This is a genomic window from Rhizobium mongolense USDA 1844 (genome assembly GCF_000419765.1).
In the GTDB taxonomy this organism is placed as follows: domain Bacteria; phylum Pseudomonadota; class Alphaproteobacteria; order Rhizobiales; family Rhizobiaceae; genus Rhizobium; species Rhizobium mongolense.
Window position 1 is genome coordinate 229466 of record NZ_ATTQ01000010.1, and the last position, 20678, is coordinate 250143.

22 protein-coding genes are annotated in these 20678 nt (G+C 60.3%); 8 read left to right on the forward strand and 14 right to left on the reverse strand.

Going from position 1 to position 20678, the window contains the following annotated elements; all coding sequences use genetic code 11:
* Nucleotides 1-174: 174 nt before the first annotated feature.
* A complete protein-coding gene (locus tag A3C3_RS0120955; RefSeq protein ID WP_022716545.1) occupies nt 175-693 on the reverse strand; it encodes a glycosyltransferase family 2 protein in 519 nt (172 codons plus the stop codon).
* A gap of 137 nt (nt 694-830) precedes the next feature.
* Between A3C3_RS0120955 and A3C3_RS0120960 the strand changes: the two genes are divergently transcribed.
* Both A3C3_RS0120960 and A3C3_RS0120965 read left to right on the forward strand, forming a co-directional pair.
* A complete protein-coding gene (locus A3C3_RS0120960; protein WP_022716546.1) occupies nt 831-1988 on the forward strand; it encodes a PA0069 family radical SAM protein in 1158 nt (385 codons plus the stop codon).
* A 195-nt stretch (nt 1989-2183) separates the two neighbouring features.
* Complete coding sequence (locus A3C3_RS0120965) at nt 2184-2876, forward strand: ribonuclease HII (RefSeq protein WP_022716547.1); 693 nt, start codon at nt 2184-2186, stop codon at nt 2874-2876.
* 148 nt (nt 2877-3024) lie between these two features.
* On the opposite strand, the gene A3C3_RS0120970 is transcribed toward A3C3_RS0120965, so the two are convergent.
* From A3C3_RS0120970 to apbC, 11 genes are all read right to left on the reverse strand, one after another.
* Entirely contained in the window at nt 3025-3465 is a 441-nt protein-coding gene (locus tag A3C3_RS0120970; protein WP_028739852.1) for a DUF4168 domain-containing protein, read from the reverse strand.
* 2 nt (nt 3466-3467) lie between these two features.
* On the reverse strand, nt 3468-4007 hold the full coding sequence (locus A3C3_RS42685) for a hypothetical protein (RefSeq protein ID WP_051154500.1): 540 nt from the start codon (nt 4005-4007) through the stop codon (nt 3468-3470).
* Nucleotides 4008-4154: 147 nt separating this feature from the next.
* On the reverse strand, nt 4155-4640 hold the full coding sequence (locus A3C3_RS0120980) for a F0F1 ATP synthase subunit B (RefSeq protein WP_022716549.1): 486 nt from the start codon (nt 4638-4640) through the stop codon (nt 4155-4157).
* Nucleotides 4641-4643: 3 nt separating this feature from the next.
* The gene (locus A3C3_RS0120985) at nt 4644-5285 is read right to left on the reverse strand and encodes a F0F1 ATP synthase subunit B (protein WP_022716550.1); all 642 of its coding nucleotides are present in this window, start codon (nt 5283-5285) and stop codon (nt 4644-4646) included.
* Nucleotides 5286-5363: 78 nt separating this feature from the next.
* A complete protein-coding gene (locus A3C3_RS0120990; protein WP_027507791.1) occupies nt 5364-5591 on the reverse strand; it encodes a F0F1 ATP synthase subunit C in 228 nt (75 codons plus the stop codon).
* A gap of 68 nt (nt 5592-5659) precedes the next feature.
* Nucleotides 5660-6412, reverse strand: coding sequence for a F0F1 ATP synthase subunit A (locus A3C3_RS0120995; RefSeq protein ID WP_022716552.1), 753 nt, complete (start codon nt 6410-6412; stop codon nt 5660-5662).
* A 70-nt stretch (nt 6413-6482) separates the two neighbouring features.
* The gene (locus tag A3C3_RS0121000) at nt 6483-6827 is read right to left on the reverse strand and encodes an AtpZ/AtpI family protein (RefSeq protein ID WP_022716553.1); all 345 of its coding nucleotides are present in this window, start codon (nt 6825-6827) and stop codon (nt 6483-6485) included.
* Between the two features lie 282 nt (nt 6828-7109).
* Entirely contained in the window at nt 7110-8288 is a 1179-nt protein-coding gene (locus A3C3_RS0121010) for a cell wall hydrolase (RefSeq protein WP_022716555.1), read from the reverse strand.
* Nucleotides 8289-8436: 148 nt separating this feature from the next.
* Nucleotides 8437-10335 (reverse strand): potassium transporter Kup, encoded by a 1899-nt coding sequence (locus A3C3_RS0121015; RefSeq protein ID WP_022716556.1) that lies wholly within the window; start codon nt 10333-10335, stop codon nt 8437-8439.
* 18 nt (nt 10336-10353) lie between these two features.
* Nucleotides 10354-11331, reverse strand: a complete 978-nt coding sequence (locus tag A3C3_RS0121020; protein WP_022716557.1) for a magnesium transporter CorA family protein — start codon at nt 11329-11331, stop codon at nt 10354-10356.
* Between the two features lie 412 nt (nt 11332-11743).
* Nucleotides 11744-12901 (reverse strand): iron-sulfur cluster carrier protein ApbC, encoded by a 1158-nt coding sequence (apbC, locus tag A3C3_RS0121030; protein ID WP_022716559.1) that lies wholly within the window; start codon nt 12899-12901, stop codon nt 11744-11746.
* A gap of 500 nt (nt 12902-13401) precedes the next feature.
* Between apbC and A3C3_RS0121035 the strand changes: the two genes are divergently transcribed.
* Entirely contained in the window at nt 13402-14376 is a 975-nt protein-coding gene (locus A3C3_RS0121035) for a small ribosomal subunit Rsm22 family protein (protein ID WP_022716561.1), read from the forward strand.
* Nucleotides 14377-14430: 54 nt separating this feature from the next.
* Here A3C3_RS0121035 and A3C3_RS0121040 read toward each other — a convergent pair whose 3' ends face one another.
* Together A3C3_RS0121040 and A3C3_RS0121045 are read right to left on the reverse strand one after the other, a co-directional pair.
* On the reverse strand, nt 14431-15162 hold the full coding sequence (locus tag A3C3_RS0121040; protein WP_022716562.1) for a helix-turn-helix transcriptional regulator: 732 nt from the start codon (nt 15160-15162) through the stop codon (nt 14431-14433).
* Between the two features lie 235 nt (nt 15163-15397).
* On the reverse strand, nt 15398-16192 hold the full coding sequence (locus A3C3_RS0121045; RefSeq protein WP_028739853.1) for an IclR family transcriptional regulator: 795 nt from the start codon (nt 16190-16192) through the stop codon (nt 15398-15400).
* Between the two features lie 98 nt (nt 16193-16290).
* Here A3C3_RS0121045 and A3C3_RS0121050 point away from each other — a divergent pair, with 98 nt between their 5' ends.
* The 5 genes from A3C3_RS0121050 (at nt 16291) to A3C3_RS0121075 (ending at nt 20665) form a co-directional block, all read left to right on the forward strand.
* Nucleotides 16291-17061, forward strand: coding sequence for an SDR family NAD(P)-dependent oxidoreductase (locus tag A3C3_RS0121050; RefSeq protein WP_028739854.1), 771 nt, complete (start codon nt 16291-16293; stop codon nt 17059-17061).
* Nucleotides 17061-17978, forward strand: coding sequence for a 2-dehydro-3-deoxygalactonokinase (locus A3C3_RS0121055; protein WP_022716565.1), 918 nt, complete (start codon nt 17061-17063; stop codon nt 17976-17978). The genes A3C3_RS0121050 and A3C3_RS0121055 overlap by 1 nt, the downstream gene beginning before the upstream one ends.
* A 13-nt stretch (nt 17979-17991) precedes the next feature.
* Nucleotides 17992-18624 (forward strand): 2-dehydro-3-deoxy-6-phosphogalactonate aldolase, encoded by a 633-nt coding sequence (locus tag A3C3_RS0121060; protein WP_028739855.1) that lies wholly within the window; start codon nt 17992-17994, stop codon nt 18622-18624.
* A gap of 4 nt (nt 18625-18628) precedes the next feature.
* Complete coding sequence (locus tag A3C3_RS0121065) at nt 18629-19516, forward strand: SMP-30/gluconolactonase/LRE family protein (protein ID WP_022716567.1); 888 nt, start codon at nt 18629-18631, stop codon at nt 19514-19516.
* Between the two features lie 546 nt (nt 19517-20062).
* Nucleotides 20063-20665 (forward strand): PRC-barrel domain-containing protein, encoded by a 603-nt coding sequence (locus tag A3C3_RS0121075; protein ID WP_022716569.1) that lies wholly within the window; start codon nt 20063-20065, stop codon nt 20663-20665.
* Nucleotides 20666-20678 lie beyond the last annotated feature (13 nt).

Below are 20678 nucleotides of genomic sequence, written 5' to 3' on the forward strand. Positions count from 1 at the left end.
TTTCGCCGGAAACCCGGCAGAAGAGGAGACTTCCGCTGTGACCTGTTCTGCCGTCCATCGGCATTCCATGGTCGGCCGCCAAGAAGCGGGGCGCTCGGGCGGCGCCATGGCTGAATTATAGCGCGAAATCGTATCGGGCGCCATCTTTAGCGCGAGTGCTGAAAAGTCTGCGCGCTATCGTGCGGCGCGGGCGACCCAGGAGGGAATCAGTTCGCTGGAAAGCTTGCGCAGCTTCTGCCCCTTGGCAAATTCCGAAAGGCGCATTCCGCTTCTTGCGGCGGCAATCGCGTGTTTCTTCGGCAGGAGAAGGCCGAGTTCCAGCGGCGGCAGCGACCGGCCTACCCGCTGGAAAAACGGGCGCTTGTATCCGCGCGAAGCGGTGAAACGCGCCGGAACTTTGTTGAGGGCGACATATTCGGCGATCTCGTCTATCCAACCAGTCTGCGGCCGGGCGCCAGGTTCGACGAAAAGTAGCCACTCGCCGCGGGCCGAGCGCAATACATCCTTGATATCCCATTGGGAATGGAACCGGCACCCAGCCGCGTCCGCCACCCTGGATGTACCGTCGCGCGAGCCGTGATCGAGCACGACCACGTCGCTTACAAGCCCCTCGACTGCACCCGCCACCAGCACCGATAAAGTCTGCGCCAGCTCAGGTTCCTGATCCTGGCACTCCAGAACAACCGTCAACATTGCCTATTTATAAAGCGCCGCACAAAAATTTACCAGCGTGACTTTCCTCATTTTGTTCTTGCATTGTTCTCTTTTTCTCGATAGGAATTTAATCATCAAGACGGACGAAGGCAATGGCCTTGTCGCGGGAGAATCGGATGAACGAACAGTCCCTTGCAGGGCAGGCTGCGTTTGCACCTGCCAATACGGCGGATGTTGCCGATGCGATGATCGCCTCTTCCGGCCTTCGCATCGAGATCGACCGGCGTCGCGGCCGCGCGGCCGGACTGAACCCCAGCGGGCGCTTCGAGCCGATGCACCGCGAGGCCTTCGACGACGGCTGGCAGACGCTGGAGGAACTGCCGCCCTTCAAGACCGAAGTGCAGATCGAAAAGCCGCGCACGGCGATTACCCGCAACGAGTCGCCGGACGTTCCGTTCGACCGATCGATCAATCCCTATCGCGGCTGCGAACATGGCTGCATCTACTGCTTCGCCCGGCCGACGCACGCCTACATGGGGCTTTCGGCGGGCCTCGATTTCGAAGCCAGGCTGTTTGCCAAGCCGGATGCGGCGAAGCTTTTGGAGCGCGAGCTTGCGAAGCCCGGCTACAAGCCGCGGGTCATCGCCATCGGAACCAATACCGATCCCTACCAGCCGATCGAGAAGGAATGGCGCATCATGCGGCAGATCCTCGAAGTGCTGAACAAGGCGAACCATCCGGTCTCGATCGTCACCAAGTCGGCGTTGATTCTGCGCGATATCGATATCCTGCAGGAGATGGCAGCCAAGAACCTTGTTCGTGCCGCGCTTTCGGTGACCACGCTCGACCGCAAGCTCGCTCGTGCGATGGAACCGCGCGCCGCAACGCCGCCGCGCCGGCTGGAGGCGATCCAGGCCCTGACAGAGGCGGGCATCCCGACCTCGGTGATGGCCGCTCCGATGATCCCCGCGCTGAATGACCACGAGCTGGAACGCATTCTCGACGCGGCAAAGGTTGCCGGTGCGCTGGAGGCGGGCTACGTGATCCTTCGCCTGCCGCTGGAAGTCGCTCCGCTCTTCCGCGACTGGCTGCTGCAGAACTATCCAGATCGCTACCGGCACGTCATGTCGCTGGTCCGCTCGATGCGCGGCGGCAAGGATTACGACGCCGAATTCGGCAAGCGCATGAAAGGCGCCGGCCCCTATGCCTGGCAGCTCGCCCGCCGCTTCGAGATGGCGACGAAGCGGCTCGGCATGACGAGGCGCAGCATGCCGCTTCGCGACGATCTTTTCGTGCCGCCGGATGGCAGCGGCGTACAGCTTTCGCTGCTTTAGCCGACCTGTCCGCACGCGGGCGCTCCCTGAGGCCGCCCGGCGAATGCCATAACAAGTTACCCCGCAGGAGGCCGCCGCCCTGGCCTCTTGCCGCCGCGAACGGCTCCCCTGCCCGTTTCGCGGCCTGAGCCCCCGGTGCGCCGCCCTGATCCGGGGGCTTGCAGGAAATCGGGTTCGCGTGCGAGGTTCAGCCGCATGAAACCTCGCACGTCACCCGATTCTCCTCTGCTTTTCGAAGAGGTGCCGCTCGTCCCGGACTTCAAGCTGGAACTGAAGGCACGCAAAGCCGGTCACTGGCCGGTCGCCGGCGCCGATGAGGCAGGGCGCGGTCCTCTGGCCGGGCCTGTCGTCGCCGCCGCCGTCATTCTTGATCCCAGGCGTATCCCGGACGGGCTGAATGATTCCAAGCAGCTCTCGGCGCAACGGCGCGAAGAACTTTTCGCCCAAATCCTCGCAACCGCGACGGTTTCCATCGCATCGTCGAGTTCCACACACATCGACCTCACGGATATCCGCAAGGCGAGCCTTGACGCCATGCGCCGGGCAATCTGCGGCCTTGCCATCCCTGCAAGCTATGTGCTGACCGATGGCCTCGACGTGCCGCCGGGGCTGGCGTGCCCAGGTCAAGCGGTGGTCAAGGGCGATGCGCGCTCGGTCTCGATCGCCGCCGCCTCTATTGTCGCCAAGGTGACCCGCGACCGGATGATGGCGCGCGCCGATGCCGTCTTCCCCGATTACGGCTTTGCCGCGCATGTGGGTTATGGCACGGCGCAGCACCGCGCCGGCATCGAGCGGCATGGTCCCTGCTCGCTTCACCGCATGAGTTTCCGGCCGTTGAGGAAGGACGGCACCGAAGGCGCCACGATGGACGAACTGCTGGAGGACTAACTGCTGCCGCTGCAGACCTGTCGAACTCTGTACTCTTGCTTTATAGAAGCAGCATCTTGCGTTCGCACGTGATGATTGAAGCGGTCATTCAGACCGCTTCAATGGAACCAGAACAGCACCAAGTTGAAGTGCAGTCCCGGCGCACAGCTTACTGCTGCTTCGCGGGCGCCGGCTGCGCGGGCGCAGCATCCTGGAGCTTTTCCTGAACTCTCTTGACGAGTGCCGGATCGTTCTGCGCGGCGGTTAGAATTGAGTTATATTCATCGAGCGAGATGCCTGGAGAGGCTTCCACGGCCTGAACCATTTGCTTACTGGCTTCAGTCTGCAGCTGCTGCTTCGCTGCCGTGTCCTGTGTTGCTCCGATCTTGGCCGAGTATTCCTGCCTAACCTGGTCAACCTGGAGATAGGCGACCGCAAAGGCCTCGATTTTCTGATCGCTGACGGCTGCGGCCGCGCCTTTGCTTTCTGGTTGCGCTTGGACCGGTTGCTGCGCTGGAGCTGCCTGCTGTGCGGACGCGGGGTTGCTGAGAAACATCAAGCTGAGAGCTGCAGCGGTCAACGATGCAACAGGGGTATAACGAGTGATCATATTCATTCCTCTGTGGTGGCGTGGACGGCGACATACTGCCTTGGCCGCCGGTTAGGGTTGAGGAACGATCCGGCGACAATGTGACTCTCAGGCGTTTTCGGTGCGGCAATAGGAAGGCGATCTGTCGACCATCGAGCGGCGGCTTTGTGGCAGGATTCGCCGCTTCGGCGTGTTGCCGGCTCATCAACCGGCCATGAGTCCGGCCGCGATTTGATCCCGATGAACGCGATGTCTTCGCGAAAAAGCCGATGATGGCCCTCTTCGATATCCTTGCGGTATTTTTCCGATCCCCGCGCCACTTCCGCTTCCAAGAAAGCGACAAGCCCCTTCAAACGCTCAATGACAAGATCGGGCAAAGCAGCGCGTTCATCGGCTGGCAAGCCGTAAGCGTCGGGGAAGTCCCGCGCCCGGTTGATCTGCTCTTTTATCGTGACAATGCTCTCTACCGCGATATGTCTCGACAGCGGCGCCGACCGATAGACAGCATAGGCGATATCCCAGAGTCTCGGACCGGGATGTGCCGTTGCACATTCGCAGTCCATTGACGCGTGGCCCGCCATACAAGCCCGTCACGCAAGATCGGTCCGGAACCTGCCTATTCAGCATCAGCAAACTCTCTGGCGGCCGCACGGCCGCCAATAAAAAAAGCCCCGATGCCGGGGCCTTTCCAGATCGACATGAAAGAACGCTCAGTTCAAGCGCGTCTTCACTTCGCCGACAGCACCCTTGAAGAGGTCGGCCTGGACCTTGCCGTCGGCCTTCTTTGCGAGAACCGTTTCGGCCGCGCTGATCGCCAGATCGACGGCAGCCGAACGGACGGCCTTCATCGCATCGGCTTCCGCCTGCTTGATCTTCTGTTCCGAAAGGGCGGTGCGGTTGGCGACGAACTCTTCCGTCTTCTTCTTCGCCTCGGCAGTCAGCATCTCGGCTTCGCGCTCGGCAGCGGCGACGATATGCGCCGCCTCCGCTTCCGCTTCCTTGCGCTTGCGCTGGTATTCGGCCAGCAGATGCTGAGCCTCTTCGCGCAGACGCTTGGCTTCGGCCAGCTCGTTGCGGATCTGGTCGGCGCGGTCGTCGAGCGACTTTGCCATCATGCCCGGAACCTTCAGATAGACGACGAGGGCCAGGAACAGGACGAGGCCGACAAAGGCGAAGAACGTTGCATCAAATTCCATCGATCAAGCCTCCTTCTTAGCGGCTGCGACAGCAGCGGCAACGTCGGTCTTGGCGGTTGTGCCGCCGATCAGCTGTTCGATAACGGCAGCGGCCGTTTCCTCGGCAATCGTGCCGACGTCTGCAAATGCCTTCGCCTTGATGTCGGCGATGCGGCCCTCGGCAGCTTTCAGCTTCTCGGAGAGGCTGGCTTCGACGGCGCGGCGATCTTCTTCGGCCTTGGCCTTGGCTGTGTCGCGCGCGGCAGTGCCGATCGAGTTCGACTTGGCGCGGGCCGCAGCGAGTTCAGCTTCATAGGCTGCAACGTCCGCATCGGCTTCCGCCTTCAGGCGGCTTGCCTCGTCGAGATCCTGCGAGATGCGCTTATGGCGCTGCTCGAGGATACTTCCGATGCGCGGCGTAATGACCTTTTGCATGAGCAAGAAGAAAACGGCGAAGGTGATCGCCAGCCACAGAAGCTGGGATGCGTAAGTCGACGAATCGAAAGGCGGGAAAACACCGCCGCCATGCTCGCCACCGGGAACGCCGGTCTCGGTGTGGACCTCGCCGGGCGCCGGAGCGGCATGCGGGTCCGTGGCGGGCGCTGCACCCGGTTCTGCCGTTCCCGCCGGAGCTTCTTGAGCATAGGCCGGGGTCACAAAAAACATGCTCACCTCCAGGTGTACTGCAAATACAAAGGATCACGGCTTGCTGCTCGCAGGCCGTGATCCCTCAATCCACCGATATTAGACGGCGAAGAGCAGAAGGAGAGCGACGAGCAGCGAGAAGATGCCCAGAGCTTCCGTAACGGCGAAGCCGAAAACCAGACGGCCGAACTGGCTGTCAGCAGCAGACGGGTTGCGCAGAGCGCCGGCGAGGTAGTTGCCGAAGATGTTGCCGAGGCCGAGAGCCGTACCGGCCATACCAAAGCAAGCCAGACCTGCACCGATGAACTTTGCTGCTTCCGCTTCCATGTTGAACTCCTTTGAAATGGTTGTTGCGGCGAATTGACTGACGCCCTTTGACGTCAATGTCGGTATCCTTAGTGGCCACCCGGGTGAACTGCGTCGTTGAGGTACATGCAAGTCAGCACCGCAAAGACGTAAGCCTGAAGGAAGGCGACGAGGAACTCGAGACCGGTCAGGGCGACCGTCATGATGAGGGGAAGAATGGCACCGCCGACACCGACTGCACCGAGGGCTCCAAGCGAGGCGACGAAGCCTGCGAACACCTTCAGCGTGATGTGACCGGCGAGCATGTTGGCGAAAAGACGAACAGATAGTGAAATGGGGCGGGACAGGAAGGAGATGATTTCGATCGCCACCACCAGCGGCAGAAGAATGCCTGGCACGCCCGAGGGCACGAAGACATTCAGGAAATGGAAGCCGTGCTTATAGAAGCCGTAGACGAGAACCGTGCCGATGACGAGCAGCGCCAAGGCGAAGGTGACGATGATCTGGCTCGTCACCGTGAAGAAATACGGGAACATGCCAAGCAGGTTTGCCGTCAGCACGAACATGAAGAGCGAAAAGACCAGCGGGAAGAACTTCATCCCCTTGGTTCCTGCGCCTTCCTTCAGCATTCCGGCGATGAATTCGTAAGACATTTCCGCGACCGACTGCGAGCGGCCGGGAACGATCGCGCGGTTTGACGTCGAGAAATAGAGGAAGCCTGCGGCAACGGCAGCGGATGCCGCCATGAAGAGAGAAGCGTTGGTAAACGAGAAATCAATTCCGCCGATTTCGATCGGCACAATCTTCTGGATCAGGAACTGATGGGTCGGATCGTTAGACACCGCTTGTTCTCTCTTCTTTGGCCCGCGAATGCGGGATCATCACACTGGACAAAGCGCCTGGCACCCTGCCCTATTTCTTGCCGTTTTCGGCCCCTCCAGGCTCAGGTTTTGCAACCTTGCCCGCAGCACGAAGCACGTTCAAAACACCGGCACAGAATCCGAGAAGCAGAAGAACAATCAACCCCCAAGGCGCCGTGCCGACAAAACGGTCCAAAAGATAGCCAAGAAGGGCACCGACGACGATGGCAGAAATGAACTCGCTCGAAAGCTTCATCGCCTCAGCATAGCCTTTGCGGCTTACCTCGGCGCGGGCTTCGTTCGCCTCGTCCTCTCCCGCATCTATGCGCTTGGCTTTGAGCTTCGCTCCCAGCTGCGCACGGCGCTTTTCAAGACTTTCCTCGCGGTCATCCGCCATGGCTTCCTCCTCGTCTTCCGCTGTCCGCGATCCCCGCTACCCCGGTTTTCAGGACAACGGACACAAGGTCTAAAAACCTTTCGGCCCGTTCTGAAGTCGCGCGCAACATAGTTTTAGGGGAAACCATAGTCAAGGCGTAGGAAGCTTATGTCCAGCCATAAAATTATCGTTCCGAATCAATGATTTGATCCGAGTTCCACACCGCCTTGAAAATTCGAGCGAAAGAATCCGCTTTCGAAGCCGTTGATCGGCGGGGAAATCCGCTGCCGGATCGGCTTTTCCTCAGCTCCAGCCGCCGCCATAGGTGCGGTAGAAGATGTGCAGGCCGATGCGGCCGACCTTTTCCATGGTCCTTGCCCATTTCGGCCGGACATAGACAGCATGATAATGCGTAGCGGAGCCGACTTGCGGAAGCCAGATCTTGCCGGCCGTGACCGCCATGGCGACGTCGCGGGCAACGCGCCAGTGATTTTCGGAGTTCACGCGATCGCGGATGTTGTCGCAGGCAAAGGAAAACTGGCAGCGGTTCCGCCAGTCTTCGTTCTGGTAGACGACGCCGCAGATGGTTTTCGGATAGGCGGGGTTCCTGACGCGGTTGAGGATGACCTGCGCGACTGCGGCCTGCCCCTTTACCGATTCGCCTCGAGCTTCGAAGTAGATGCCGGATGCAAGGCACTGCTGCTCGCGTGCCGAAAACACGCTGGCAGGCAGGATGCTCGCCGCCCATGCGTGATCGCCCGCGCCGATCTGCGGAACGAAGCGGCCGTCATTTGCCTGATCGGCGAGGATCGAGTCGAAGGGCGATTGACGGGCGTAGTCCGGGGCGGCCGGCGCATAGGCGGTCGCCAGCACGTCGGCCTTGTTGCTTGTGACGAGGCCTGCAAGCATCGCCGGAACACCGGGCTCCGGCATGACCGGCTGCTTCCTGTAGAAACTGGTGGCGATCTCGATTTCCTTGCCCATGATCTTCGGCTTGACGAAGGCGGACTTGTCCTTGATGTCGAAGCTCGGCTGGAAAAGGAGCTGCGTGCGCTGCAGAATGGAGCCGGCGGAGAAATCCTTCGGCGGCTGCATCTTCTCGACGGCGACGATGCGGCCTTTCTTCGTTCCGCGGTTGACGCGTTCTTCGTCCGGCGTTTCCTCGTGGCCCTTGGCTTTCGCGACAAAGGCAACCTTGCGGCCATCCGGAAGAACCATGCCCGCGCCGGCCGCGATCGTTCCCGTCACGATTGGATCCGCGAACGCGAGTTCGGCCTGATGAATGGAGCCTGCCGGAGAATTTGTCATCACCATGCGCCAGTTGTCGCGGCTTTGATCAAGCCCGGCGAGCATGGCGGCGAGATCGGCATGCGATGTGATGGTGGGGAATGCGAGCCACCCGCAAATGCCGAAGATGGCGGGTGAAATCCAGCTCTGAGGGAGAAACCGCAGCTTGCTGCGGACAACGCGATTTCGACGCAACGCCAGACTCCGGACACGGGACGCTTCAACAGTCAGACGAAAATCACCCATTAACCTTGATGCTTGGTTAATGCGGTGTCCCAGAATTCATCCGTGAGCGGTTTTTCGTCTTCTCCCCCCGCGGGGAGAAGACTGTTTGGAAAGCGTGTCAGATGATGACGTGCGAGCCGAGTTCGACGACGCGGTTCGCCGGAAGGCGGAAGTAGTCGGAGGGGTTCGCTGCCGCGTTGGCGAGCGCGATATAGAGCCGGTCCTGCCAGTAAGGCATTCCGGATTTCGCATCCGGCACCAGCTTGCGCCGGCCGAGATAGAAGGAGGTCGTCATGATGTCGAACTTCAGCCCGGTCTTCCTGAGTGCTGCGAGAGCCTGGGAGACGTTCTGCGTTTCCATGAAGCCGAAGAGCAGTTCGACACGCGAGAAGCGCTCGGAAACCTGCTCGACCTTGTAGCGTTCAGAGTTCGCAACGCGCGGCTTGTTGACCGTGCGGATCGTCAAAATGACGTTGCGGTCATGCAGGACGTGGTTGTGCTTTAGATTGTGAAGCAGGGCTGCAGGCGCCGATTCCGGATCGCTGGTGAGGAAAATCGCGGTGCCCGGCACGTGGGCAGGCGAGTGATCGCTTTTGCGCTCGATGGAACTGACAAAGGAAGGCAGCGGAATATCCGTGTGGCGGGTCTTTTCCATGAGGAGCGCCGTGCCGCGGCGCCAGGTCCACATGACAACAATGAAGGCGGTGGCGATGAGGATCGGAATATAGCCGCCGTCGTGGATTTTGAGCAGGTTGGCTCCGAGGAAAATCAATTCCAGCACAAGCAGCGGCAACAGAACGATCGTTGCGATCGAAACCGACCAGTTCCAGCGCGTCCGCACGAATTCGAAGGCCATGATCGTGGTGACGACCATCGCGCCGGTGACCGAGATGCCGTAAGCCGTTGCAAGAGCTTCCGACGTCTGGAACGTGATCACCAGGAACATGACGCCCAGGAAGAGCACAGTGTTGACGGTCGGCAGGAAAATCTGCCCGGTATTGGTCTCCGATGTGAAGAGGATCTCCATGCGCGGCAGGAAGCCGAGGTTGATCCCCTGGCGCACGAGCGAAAAGGCGCCGGTGATGACCGCCTGGCTGGCGATGATCGTTGCAGCCGTCGCCAGTATGACGGCAAAAGGCAGTGCCCACTTCGGGAACATGAGATAGAAGGGGTCGGACATCGCCTCCGGATTGCCGAGGACGAGTGCGCCCTGGCCGAGATAGTTCAGCGCAAGCGATGGGAAGACCAGCGCGAACCAGGCCCACTGAATCGGGCGGCGGCCAAAATGGCCAAGGTCGGCGTAAAGCGCTTCGGCGCCGGTAACCGTCAGGAAGACCGCACCCAGAACAACGACGCCGAAGAATCCCTCGTGGAGTAGGAAGCTGACGGCATAATACGGATTGAAGGCTGCTAAGATCCCGTAGTCGTCGGAGATATGCGAAATGCCGGCAATCGCGATGACGATGAACCAGAGCGCGGTGATCGGTCCGAAAAAACGGGCCATGACGCCGGTGCCGTGCGATTGGAAAACGAACAGCATGACAAGAATAGCCGCCGAAATCGGCACGATATAGGCCGACAGGCTCGGCGCCATCAGCTTAACGCCTTCCACGGCAGACAGAACCGACAGCGCCGGCGTGATCATCGCGTCGCCCAGGAACAGAGCCGCACCTGCCATGCCGAGTGTGAGCAGCAATGCGGTGTGCCCGTTCGCCGTCTTCATCAACAGGGCAAGCAGGGAGAGTGTGCCGCCCTCGCCTTCGTTATCGGCGCGCAGCAGCAGCAGGACATATTTGAGGGTGACGATGATCGTCAGTGCCCAGAGCATCAGCGAGATAAGGCTGATGATCTCGAAGCGGGTGATCCCATCGTGCGCGACCGGCTTCAGCGCTTCGCGAAATGCGTAGAGTGGGCTGGTACCGATATCTCCATAGACGACGCCGACGGAGCCGAGCGTAAGATAGAAGAGTTTGCGCGGCGTCATGTGGCGATCGTGTGAATGGCTTTCGTCGGACATAAAGTGACAACAGGCTCCTTAGAGCCAGCCTTTCCATCGGAAAAAGAAGAACGGAATGATGGCGGACATCACCATCAGGCCCAGCGAAGAAGGATAGCCCGCGATCCAGTGCAGTTCCGGCATGAATTCGAAATTCATGCCATAAATGGATGCGACAAGGGTGGGCGGCAAGAAGACGACGGATGCGATCGAGAAGATCTTGATGATCGAGTTCTGCTCGATGTTGATGAGGCCGAGCGAGGCGTCGAGGAGGAAGGTGATGTTTCCGGCGATATAGGACGCATGCTCCGTCAGCGACTGGATATCGCGCGAGACGGTGCGCGACAGTTCCTTCGTCGCCTGGTCCTTCTGAACTGCAGGGATGGTGTAGAAGAAGGTCATGAGGCGTGAGAGCGAGGCGAGGCTATCGCGCACCTTGCTGACAAGGCGGTGGTGGCCGGCGATATCGCGAAGCTTCTCCTCGAGATAGTTCGAAGGCTTGCGAACCTTTCTGGCGCGGTCGCCGAAAACGTGCGTCGAAAGGATATCGATGCGGGCGACCGAGAGTTCGAGAATTTCCGCAGTCCTGTCGGCGATCGTCTCAAGCAGCTTGGCAAGGAGAGCGGCACCGCTGCGCCACTCTTCCGGCACGCGATGAAGGGCGGCGATGAACAGGGCAAAGGATTTCGGATGAGCGTAGCGGATGGTGATCAACCGGTTCCCAACGAGGATGAAGGCAACATCCGTCAGCGTCGGGGCCGCTGTCTCAGCTTTCCAGACCAGCGATGCCGTCATGTAGACCGCATTATTTTCGGTATAGAGGCGTGCGGACGGCTCGATATCCTTCAAATCGTCGCGGGTCGGAACCTCGATGCCGACGATCTTTTCGACGTAGAGTTCCTCCTCACGGGTTGGCTCAAGCATATCGATCCATACCACATCGTCCGGAAACTCCGCGGCGTGCGATAGGTCACGGATTTCGACGGACTTGCAATTTGAACAATAGGCAGTGATCACCGGGCGTTGCTCCAGCCGCCGGCACGTCCTGCAATGCCTGCGCTTTTCATCGAGAGCCTTTCACTGGAATGGCAGCCGTCACGGCGCCGTACAGGCTAATAGTCTTCGATCTTACCGCATGCGGAAAAAGGTTCATACAACTCCAGCTGCATCCGGTCAGAACCCGGCCATGCATTCTGCTCAACCGCATCGCAGTCACCAATCCTTCGATCGACAAGATAACTCCGAACATGCAGGCTGGCCGAAACTTTTCAAGCAAGGGCGGCCATCATCGAGCATCCGCAGAAACCGCCATCATGGCGACGGCGGGCCATATGACGGAAAGCTGTGAAATAATCAAGTCATCTTAGGTGAACTGGGCAATATCACCACATTTCCCCCACAATCTGGGGTATGCGGCTCGCCGAAACAGCTATTCGAAAATGATCGCCGGCGCCTGGCGCTGCGGCTGGCCGCCGAGTTGTTCCCAGACCTTCGAAGCTATGTCGCGATAGATGCCCGCAACGATGCCGTTCGGTTCGGATGCGACAAGCGGCGTGCCGGCATCCGAGGTTTCACGAATACTCACCGTGAGCGGAACCTCGCCGAGAAAGGTCACGCCAATGCGCTCGGCCTCCCTGCGCGCGCCGCCATGGCCGAAGATGTCGTAGCGGGTGCCGGTATCGGGCGCGATGAAATAGCTCATGTTCTCGACGATACCGAGAACCGGTACCTCCACCTTGCGGAACATATTGAGCCCCTTACGGGCATCGATCAATGCAAGGTCCTGCGGCGTGGAGACGATGACGGCGCCGGCAAGCGGCACCTGCTGGGCCATCGTCAGCTGTGCATCGCCGGTACCGGGCGGCATGTCGACGACAAGCACGTCCAGTTCGCCCCAGGCGACTTCGCGCAGCATTTGCAGCAGCGCCGATTGCACCATCGGGCCGCGCCAAATCATCGCAGTTTCCTCATCGACGAGGAAGCCCATCGACATGACCTTGAGGCCGTAGTTCTCCATCGGATTGATGATGCGGCCGTCGATCTGCGTCGGCCGGCCGGAAATCTTCAAAAGGCGCGGCATGGAAGGACCGTAGATGTCGGCGTCGAGAATGCCGACACGCAGACCGTTCGCCTGCAGGCCGAGCGCGAGATTGACGGCCGTCGTCGACTTGCCGACGCCACCCTTGCCGGAGGCGACCGCGATGATCGACTTGATGCCGGGAACGCCGATCTTGCCGGCGCGCGGCGGCTGTTGCTGTGGCGCGTGGGCATGACCTTCGTGGCCGTGCCCGGCATGGGCAGCAGGAGGGGCGGCAGGTGCGGAGGCAGAGGTCGCCTTCTTGTCGGCGGTCAGCGCCACGAGCGCACCCTTGACGCCGGGCAGTTCCTTGATGACGCGTTCGGCCGCGAGACGCAGCGGCTCAAGCTCCTTGGCGCGCTCGGCCGGAACGGTGATCGAGAAATAGACCTTGCCGTCTGAAATGAAGACATCGGAAACCATGCCGAGTTCGACGATATTATGTTCGAGATCGGGACCGCGCACGGTCTTCAGCGTTTCGAGAACTTGTTCCTTGGTGACGTCCGTCATTCCACCCTCACGCATCGTCTTTGAAGAGACGTAGATAGTGGAGGGCTGCGGCTTCGCCAAACAAAATCGGCATCAAGGGCAACGGAAATCGCGCTCTATGGAAATCCGTTGCGGCCATCTGGTCCGCCGGGCTTTCGCCCCGATGGCCGCAACGGTCTGCCCGATACCCGGCGCAATGCAGGTCGAAGTAGAACAATGTCCGGAAATGACCAGAGGAAAAATCACCCCAAACCACGGGGCTGGAGCGACATCACGGGAGGGCCGTTACAAAAAGGCAACAACCGCCGCCGGCAACGGATGCGGGAGACATGCATCTACGCTGCCGACGGCGGGTTGCCGATGGCGCCGTTCTTTTTTGGCGCTCTTCCAAAGTCCCCTCTGGACCTCTGCGGAACGAGAAGCAAGGCTCGTGCCAGATGATGATCGGCAAGCGGTTCATATGCCACTTGGCATGGATCGCGCCCGGCTGTATGGCGTGATCGATCAATCGGGCGACAGCGATGGAATTGCCAAGGATCTTGCGGGAACAGGTGGAGGAGATGCTGGAGGGCCAGCCGCTCGGTGGGCTGAAGCGCGCCGCGGCACGCCTTTCCAGCCGCTATCGCCAGGAACTGCGCGACGGCAGTTTCCACATCAGCGATAGTCTTGCAGCCAAGGCTTATCTCGCCGCCAGGCTCCCCGCCACATATGCCGCAATCCGCGCCGCCTATGAAATGATTTCAAAAGCCCGGCCCGATTTCGCCCCTGAGTATCTCGTCGATATCGGGGCTGGTCCAGGCTCGGCACTCTGGGCGGCAACCGACTGCTGGCCGGAGATCAAAAGCGCCGTGATGGTGGAAGCAAGCGATGCGATCCGCAACGTCGGAAGAAGCCTCTCGGAGCGGCTCGACCTTCAAACGGAATGGCTGGATGGCAATCTTATCAAGGCGTTGCCGAAAATTGCGCCCGCCGATATCGTCACTATCGCCTATGTGCTCGATGAGATAGAGCCGCATCAGATCGACGCGTCGATCGAAAAACTCTGGGCGCTGGCGCTCGACACGATCGTCATTGTCGAACCCGGAACGCCGGCCGGTTGGGACCGCATCCTCGCCGCCCGTGACCTACTGCTTTCAAAAGGGGCGCATCTGATCGCGCCCTGCCCGCATGCATCGGACTGTCCTCTCGCGCGGCCAGATTGGTGTCATTTTTCGCGCCGGGTCGCCCGCTCAAAAATGCACCGCTTGGTCAAGGATGCGGACGTGCCGTGGGAGGACGAGAAATATATTTTCATCGCCGCAAGCCGTTTTGCAGGCGAGGCTCCCCAGGCCCGCATCATCGCACCGCCTCAGGGCTCGGGCGGGGTGATCAGGCTGAAGCTCTGTCAAAGCGATGGGACGGCAGGAGAGCGCACCTTCTCCAAACGCGACGGCGCCACCTTCAAATGGGCGCGACGGGCGAATTGGGGTGACGGGCCGGTACGCGACGGAGAGTAGCAAGACGCGGCCCTGCCCATCTTTTGAGCCAAACTGCCAATATTTTCAGCAGGGTTACTTGATGATGCCGATGCGCAGCGCCTTGGCGACCGCCTGCGTCCGGTTGACCGTGTCGAGCTTCTTTGTTGCGCGGTTCAGGTAGTGGTTGACGGTATGTTCCGAGAGGTTGAGGATATCGGCGATTTCCGCACTCGTCTTTCCCGCCGCCGTCCAATTCAAGCAATCGATTTCGCGGTCCGTCAGCGCATCCGTCATGCGCGTATCGAGACTGCGGATTTCGGCAAGCCTGTCGAAGACATGGATCGAGACATAGGAAAGATCGCGCATCTCTTCCGACGCGAAGGGCTCACGATCACCGGCGAACGAGACTGCGCCGCGCATGCCCGATGGCTCGTGCGTCGGGAAAAAGGCGCAGCGCATCATCTTGAAACGCTCGAAAAGCGCCACGGCCATCGCCGTCTTGCCGTCATCCCGCCTATGGCCCTTGGTCACGTCGACGAAAAAGGGGACCGACGACGTGCGCAGGCGGCGTATGACGGGACTGCTCGCCAGCAGGTTTTCCTGATCATAAAGCGCCAGCAGCTCGGCCGGCCAACTGGTGATCACCGTCGCGCTTTGCAGTTCGAATGACGTGACCGGCGGCAGGTTTAGGACCATGAACGCGCGGCTTCGGCAGGCTTCCGTGAGGCGCTTCATGAAGCGGAAGATATCGAATTGGGTCTTCAGGCCCGCGATTTCCTGAATGTATCCATCTGCATCGAAAGATGCCCGTGACAGTGCTGTCATCTGCTTTTTCGTCTTCTCAAGAGCGGCGGCGCCGTTTCAGATCGATGTGTGCCTGCAAGCCAACACGCGCCCGCATGAAATAAAAAACAACCTGGCCGAAATACAATGGCCGAAGAGACTATACGTTTTAACAAACTGCCGCAGTTGGCGTGATTCGCAGCCAAATCTCAATATCGCACTCATCATAAGCGTGCTCTGCGGGAGCGTCCAGCCGATTGCATCGCCACGTAGGCTGCTATCGGCGCGGGCCGAGACGGACGCGCATCGCATCCGCGATGCATTCCGCCGTCTGCTTTAAGGGTGCAGCCCATTCTTCGAGACGCTCAAGCGTCAGCCTGTAAGCCGGACCGGTGATCGAAACGCCGCCCGCGAAGCTTCCATCCTCCATCCGGATTGGCGCCGCGACGCAGCGGATACCTGGCTCATGCTCCTCGCGGTCGAAGGCGAAGCCGGCTTTGCGGATTGCCGCCACCTCGGTCAGCAATGCCTCGGCCGACACCAAGGTTTGCGGAGTGTAGCTGTGGAAGGAGAGGCTTCGCACCAGCGCCTCCAGCGCATCATCCGGCAAAATCGAAAGAGCAACCTTGCCGACGCCGGTGCAATAGACGGGCGAGGCATTGCCGATCTGGGAATACATGCGAACAGACTGCTGGCCTTCGATCTTGTCGAGGTAGATAATCGAGGTTTCGCGCAGGACGCCCAGATGGACCGTCTCACCGCTCATCTGCTGCAGGTGCCTCAGGTGCGGTTCGGCAATCAGCCGGAACTCATTCTTCGCCCAGCTTCGCGACGCAAGATCGAGAAGCCGCAACCCCGGCGCGTAGAGGCCGCCTACGGCGAATTCCAGAAGCCCTTCCGCGACGAGATGACCGAGCTGGCGGTGCAGCGTGCCGCGCGGCTGGCCGGCGAGCGCGAGGATATCGGTAAAGCGCATAGGACGTTCGGCATGCGTCACGAGCTCGAGCAGCGCCATCGACTTACCCAACGTCCCCGTTTCACTTTCTCTCGATATATCTTTTCGTGGAGCCATTGATCGCCTACCGTCGGCCTTGACACGAATGGCAGCGTAATCAGATAATTCCACATAGTCAAATTGAGTTCCAAATAATGGAAAATCGGGAGGATACGGTGACGAGCGTAGTCGCGCAGTTTCCGGAATTCAGGGATCGTTGCGTGCTTGTGACAGGCGGTGGCTCCGGCATCGGCGCCGCGATCGTCGAGGGCTTCGCCCGGCAGGGCGCGAAGGTTTCCTTCATCGACATAGCCGAAACGGAAAGCCGCGAACTTGCCATGCGACTTTCCCGCGATTCGGAGCATCCAGTGCATTTCTTCAAGGCCGATCTTCGCAATATCGGCGCGATCAGGCAGACGGTCGATGCGGTGGTCGCCCAATCAGGGCCGATCACCGTTCTCGTCAACAATGCTGCCTGGGACGACCGGCATGATTTCGATACGGTGACCGAGGAATACTGGGACAACAACCAGGCGACAAACCTCCGCCATGTCTTCTTCGCCGCCCAGGCCGTAGCGCCTTCCATGCGTGCAGCAGGCGGCGGCGCGATCATAAACATGTCGTCGATCGCCTTTCTCCTGAACATGCCGGACTTCCCGGCCTATTCCACGGCCAAGGCCGCCGTGATCGGTCTCACCAAGAGCCTTGCGGGCAAGCTTGGCCCCGACAATATCCGCGTCAACTGCATTTTACCGGGCATGATCGTGACCGAGCGGCAGATGAAGCTCTGGCTGACCGAAGAAGGAGTTGCGCAGACCATCAAACGGCAGTGCCTGAAGAAGGTCCTGCACGGCGACGCGATCGTCGGTCCTTGTCTGTTTCTTGCATCCGACTGCGCGGCCGCGGTGACGGCGCAGTCCTTGATTGTCGACGGAGGCATTTTCTGATGACAAATCCCGTTTATGTCGCGGTGGATTGGGGTACGAGCAGTTTCAGGCTCTGGCTGATCGGCCGGGACGGCAGCATTCTCGGCGAACGCCGCAGCGGCGAAGGCATGACGACGGCGGCCAAGACCGGCTTTGCCGATGTCTTGGCGTCGCATCTTGCCGCACTCTCGGTCCCACAGAACGTGCCAGTCATCGCCTGCGGCATGGTCGGCGCCAAGCAGGGCTGGGTCGAGGCGGGCTATATCGATGTTCCCGCGTCGATTTCCTCGATCCTCACCGGCGCGGTTTCCGTTCCGGGCCAAAGCCGGGATGTCCGTATCCTCCCCGGCCTTGCCCAGCGCGACAAGGCATCGCCCGACGTCATGCGCGGAGAGGAAACGCAGCTGCTTGGCGCACTTGGCTCCGACAGCAGGGGATTGCAGGCCGTCTGCATGCCAGGCACGCACTCGAAATGGGTTCATGTTCAAGACGGCGAAGTGATCGGGTTTTCGACCTTCATGACCGGTGAACTCTTCGACGCGATCAGCAAGCATACGATCCTGTCGCATGCCGTTGCGAGCGCCGAGGAGGCTCAAGCAGACAATCCCGCCTTCAGAGCGGCAGTCTCGGCCGCTTTCAGGCAGCCTGCCATGGCGTCGAACCTTCTCTTTACCGCCCGCTCGGGCCAGCTTCTTCACGGATTGACGGCGGCCGGTGCGCAGGCAAGGATTTCCGGCACTCTGATCGGGCTTGAAATCGCCGGTGCGCTTTTCGACGCACCGAACGACACGCCTGTCACGCTCGTCGCGTCGGGCCGCCTCCAGGGCCTTTATGAAGTGGCCTTCAAGTTCCTGTCTCTAAAGTACACCGTCATCGATGCCGACACGGCCGTGCGCCGAGGGCTTTCGGCCGCCGCCGAAGCTATCTGGCCGAATTGAGGAAATTCTCATGATCAACCGCATCCCCTTCCCCTCCATGAAGCGTCCGCTCATCGCCATTCTCCGCGGCATCAAGCCGGAGGAAACCGAAAGCGTCGTCGGCGCGCTGATCGAGAACGGCCTCGCCGCGATCGAAATCCCGCTGAACTCGCCCGAGCCCTTCAAATCCATCGAGATCGCTGCGAAAATGGCGCCGCCGGAATGCCTGATCGGCGCGGGCACCGTGTTGACGGTCGATGCTGTCGACAGCCTTCACAATGCCGGCGGCAAGCTGCTCGTCACCCCGAATGTCGAGCCTGACGTCATCATTCGTGCGCGCAGCTACGGTATGGTCTCAATGCCAGGCGTCTTCACGCCGACCGAGGCGCTCGCTGCCGCCCGCGCCGGGGCAACCGGCCTGAAGTTCTTCCCCGCCAGCGTGCTCGGTCCTTCGGGCATCACGGCCATCCGCGCCATTCTGCCGCCCGAACTGGTGATCGCGGCGGTCGGCGGCGTCTCCGACAGAAATTTCGCGGAATACACGAAAGCGGGCATTCTGGCCTTCGGCCTCGGCACCAGCATTTACAAGCCCGCAATGACAGCCGCAGAGGTTGCCGAGCGCGCCAAGGCCACCATTTACGCCTATGACGCAGCCGTAGGAGCGTAGGCATATGACTGAGATTTACGAGTTCGAGGGCAAGACGCTTTGCAATACCAGTTCGGTACTTGGCGAAGGCCCGACCTACGATCCGGATACCGACACCGTCTGGTGGTTCAATATTCTTGGCAAGGAACTGCACGAACTGAACCTCAGCACCGAGGAAAAGAAGGTGCATCCGCTTCCGATGATGGCGAGCGTGCTTGCACGCATCGACGCCAACCGCCAGTTGCTCGCAACCGAAGAAGGACTGTTCGTCCGCGATATTGGCAGCGGCAATCTGACCTTCTATGCCGCCTTCGAAAACGACAACCCGGAAAACCGCTCGAACGACGGCCGCACGCACCCATCCGGCGCACTCTGGATCAGCACGATGAGCAAACGGGCGGAACCCCAGGCAGGCGCGATCTATCACGTCGCCGGTGGCAGGGTGACGAAGATCTTCAGCGGCATCAGCATTCCCAATTCGATCTGCTTTTCGCCCGACGGCACGATCGGCTATTACACGGACACCCGCATCAGCCGTCTCATGCGCGTCATGGTCGATCCGCAGACCGGGCTTCCGACGGGCGAGCCGATCGTCATGGTCGACAGCATGGATGATCCCGGCGGCATCGACGGTTCCGTCTGCGATTCGGATGGCTATATCTGGAACGCACGCTGGGGTGCAGGCGTCGTCGACCGGTACAGCCCGGACGGCCTGCGCATCGCCCGTTACAAGGTTCCTGCAGCACAACCCTCCTGCCCAGCCTTTATCGGCGTCAATGCGGACCGGCTGGCGGTAACGACCGCCTGGGAAGGGCTTGACGACACCGCGCGCTCGTCGCAGCCGCAAGCGGGTGCGTTGCTGGAGCTTGGTGTGACGGTAAAAGGCGTTTTCGACCCAGTCTACGTGCTGTGAAAAACGCAACGCCGACGTTTCAAGGAAGCTGAGGGCGAAATGCCTTCAGTCATCCATCTTCATTCCGGCAGGAACACGATTGCGAGCAAACGGTTTCGTATAGATCGCCAACGAATTGCTCGCCGGTTGCGGCAATCGTGTGCCTTTGAGCATATCCGCCATTGAGGCGCATTGACCAGGCCTGCTCGATGGGCCTTTCAAACTGAGGTCCCGTTATAAGTCCGAGGAGGCGATGAATGCCGCGCCGCTCCTGCCCCCAGTGGGATTTTAGGTGCTTCTTGAACCGGCGGAGGCTGGCTGCGATGTGCCGCCCGCACCGAGAGCCTTTCCTGAAATATCGAAAAGCGGCCGCGCTTTGTTGTAGCCGTCAAAACCACACGCATTTCGATAAAATTCCGTGAAAATCGTCGAACTTTCCGTGTTCGTTCCCGGAACTAAAAGCCTATCCAGTCATTTTCCTTTTGAACCGGCACGGAAAAAGACGCCAAAGAACAAAACCGGCGGCCGCGCTTAAGACCAATCGAGGAACACAAAGGTAGGTTCGAAATGACACGCAAACTTCTGACGACCGTTGCCGCTGGCGCCTTGTTTGCCACGGCTTTCGCGCCGGCGGCGTTCTCGCAGACTGCACCGCAGCCGGCCACCCCCGATGCAACCCAGACGGCTCCGGCCGACCCGGCAGCACCAAAGATGCCTGATGCAACCGCTCCGGCTGGTGACGCCCAGGCTCCGGCTCCAGCTCCGTCGACTGATATGGCCCAGACAGGCGGATACCTGACGGAACAGGGTGCCGACCAGATCAGCGCCAATTCCTATATTGGCCAGTCTGTCTATACCGGTGAAAACGAAAGCATCGGTGAGGTCAACGACCTGATCATGAAGAAGGATGGCGGGTTGGTCGCTGCGGTGATCGGTGTTGGCGGCTTCATTGGTATCGGTGAAAAGAACGTTGCAGTTCCGATGGACAAGATCACCGTTGCCCAGAACACGCAGGACGGCAGCCTCAAGCTGACGACCTCGGAAACGGCAGAATCTCTGAAGGCCGCTCCGGAATTCAAGACCCTGCAGGCTCTGGCCGCTGAAAAGGCTCCGGCGCCGGCAGGCACGATGCCGTCAGACCCGACAGCTACGGGTTCGACCAATAAATAATCCCGCGCGGTGC

Coding starts and splice junctions, on each gene's coding strand:
- A3C3_RS0121000 (WP_022716553.1), bottom strand. CDS start 6,827: ATGGCGGATGACCGCGAGGAAAGTCTTGAAAAGCGCCGTGCGCAGCTG.
- A3C3_RS0120965 (WP_022716547.1), top strand. CDS start 2,184: ATGAAACCTCGCACGTCACCCGATTCTCCTCTGCTTTTCGAAGAGGTG.
- A3C3_RS0121055 (WP_022716565.1), top strand. CDS start 17,061: ATGACAAATCCCGTTTATGTCGCGGTGGATTGGGGTACGAGCAGTTTC.
- A3C3_RS0121040 (WP_022716562.1), bottom strand. CDS start 15,162: ATGACAGCACTGTCACGGGCATCTTTCGATGCAGATGGATACATTCAG.
- A3C3_RS0121045 (WP_028739853.1), bottom strand. CDS start 16,192: ATGGCTCCACGAAAAGATATATCGAGAGAAAGTGAAACGGGGACGTTG.
- A3C3_RS0121075 (WP_022716569.1), top strand. CDS start 20,063: ATGACACGCAAACTTCTGACGACCGTTGCCGCTGGCGCCTTGTTTGCC.
- A3C3_RS0121035 (WP_022716561.1), top strand. CDS start 13,402: ATGGAATTGCCAAGGATCTTGCGGGAACAGGTGGAGGAGATGCTGGAG.
- A3C3_RS42685 (WP_051154500.1), bottom strand. CDS start 4,007: ATGGACTGCGAATGTGCAACGGCACATCCCGGTCCGAGACTCTGGGAT.
- A3C3_RS0120960 (WP_022716546.1), top strand. CDS start 831: ATGAACGAACAGTCCCTTGCAGGGCAGGCTGCGTTTGCACCTGCCAAT.
- A3C3_RS0121015 (WP_022716556.1), bottom strand. CDS start 10,335: ATGTCCGACGAAAGCCATTCACACGATCGCCACATGACGCCGCGCAAA.
- A3C3_RS0120985 (WP_022716550.1), bottom strand. CDS start 5,285: ATGTTTTTTGTGACCCCGGCCTATGCTCAAGAAGCTCCGGCGGGAACG.
- A3C3_RS0120990 (WP_027507791.1), bottom strand. CDS start 5,591: ATGGAAGCGGAAGCAGCAAAGTTCATCGGTGCAGGTCTGGCTTGCTTT.
- apbC (WP_022716559.1), bottom strand. CDS start 12,901: ATGACGGACGTCACCAAGGAACAAGTTCTCGAAACGCTGAAGACCGTG.
- A3C3_RS0120955 (WP_022716545.1), bottom strand. CDS start 693: ATGTTGACGGTTGTTCTGGAGTGCCAGGATCAGGAACCTGAGCTGGCG.
- A3C3_RS0121065 (WP_022716567.1), top strand. CDS start 18,629: ATGACTGAGATTTACGAGTTCGAGGGCAAGACGCTTTGCAATACCAGT.
- A3C3_RS0120980 (WP_022716549.1), bottom strand. CDS start 4,640: ATGGAATTTGATGCAACGTTCTTCGCCTTTGTCGGCCTCGTCCTGTTC.
- A3C3_RS0120970 (WP_028739852.1), bottom strand. CDS start 3,465: ATGATCACTCGTTATACCCCTGTTGCATCGTTGACCGCTGCAGCTCTC.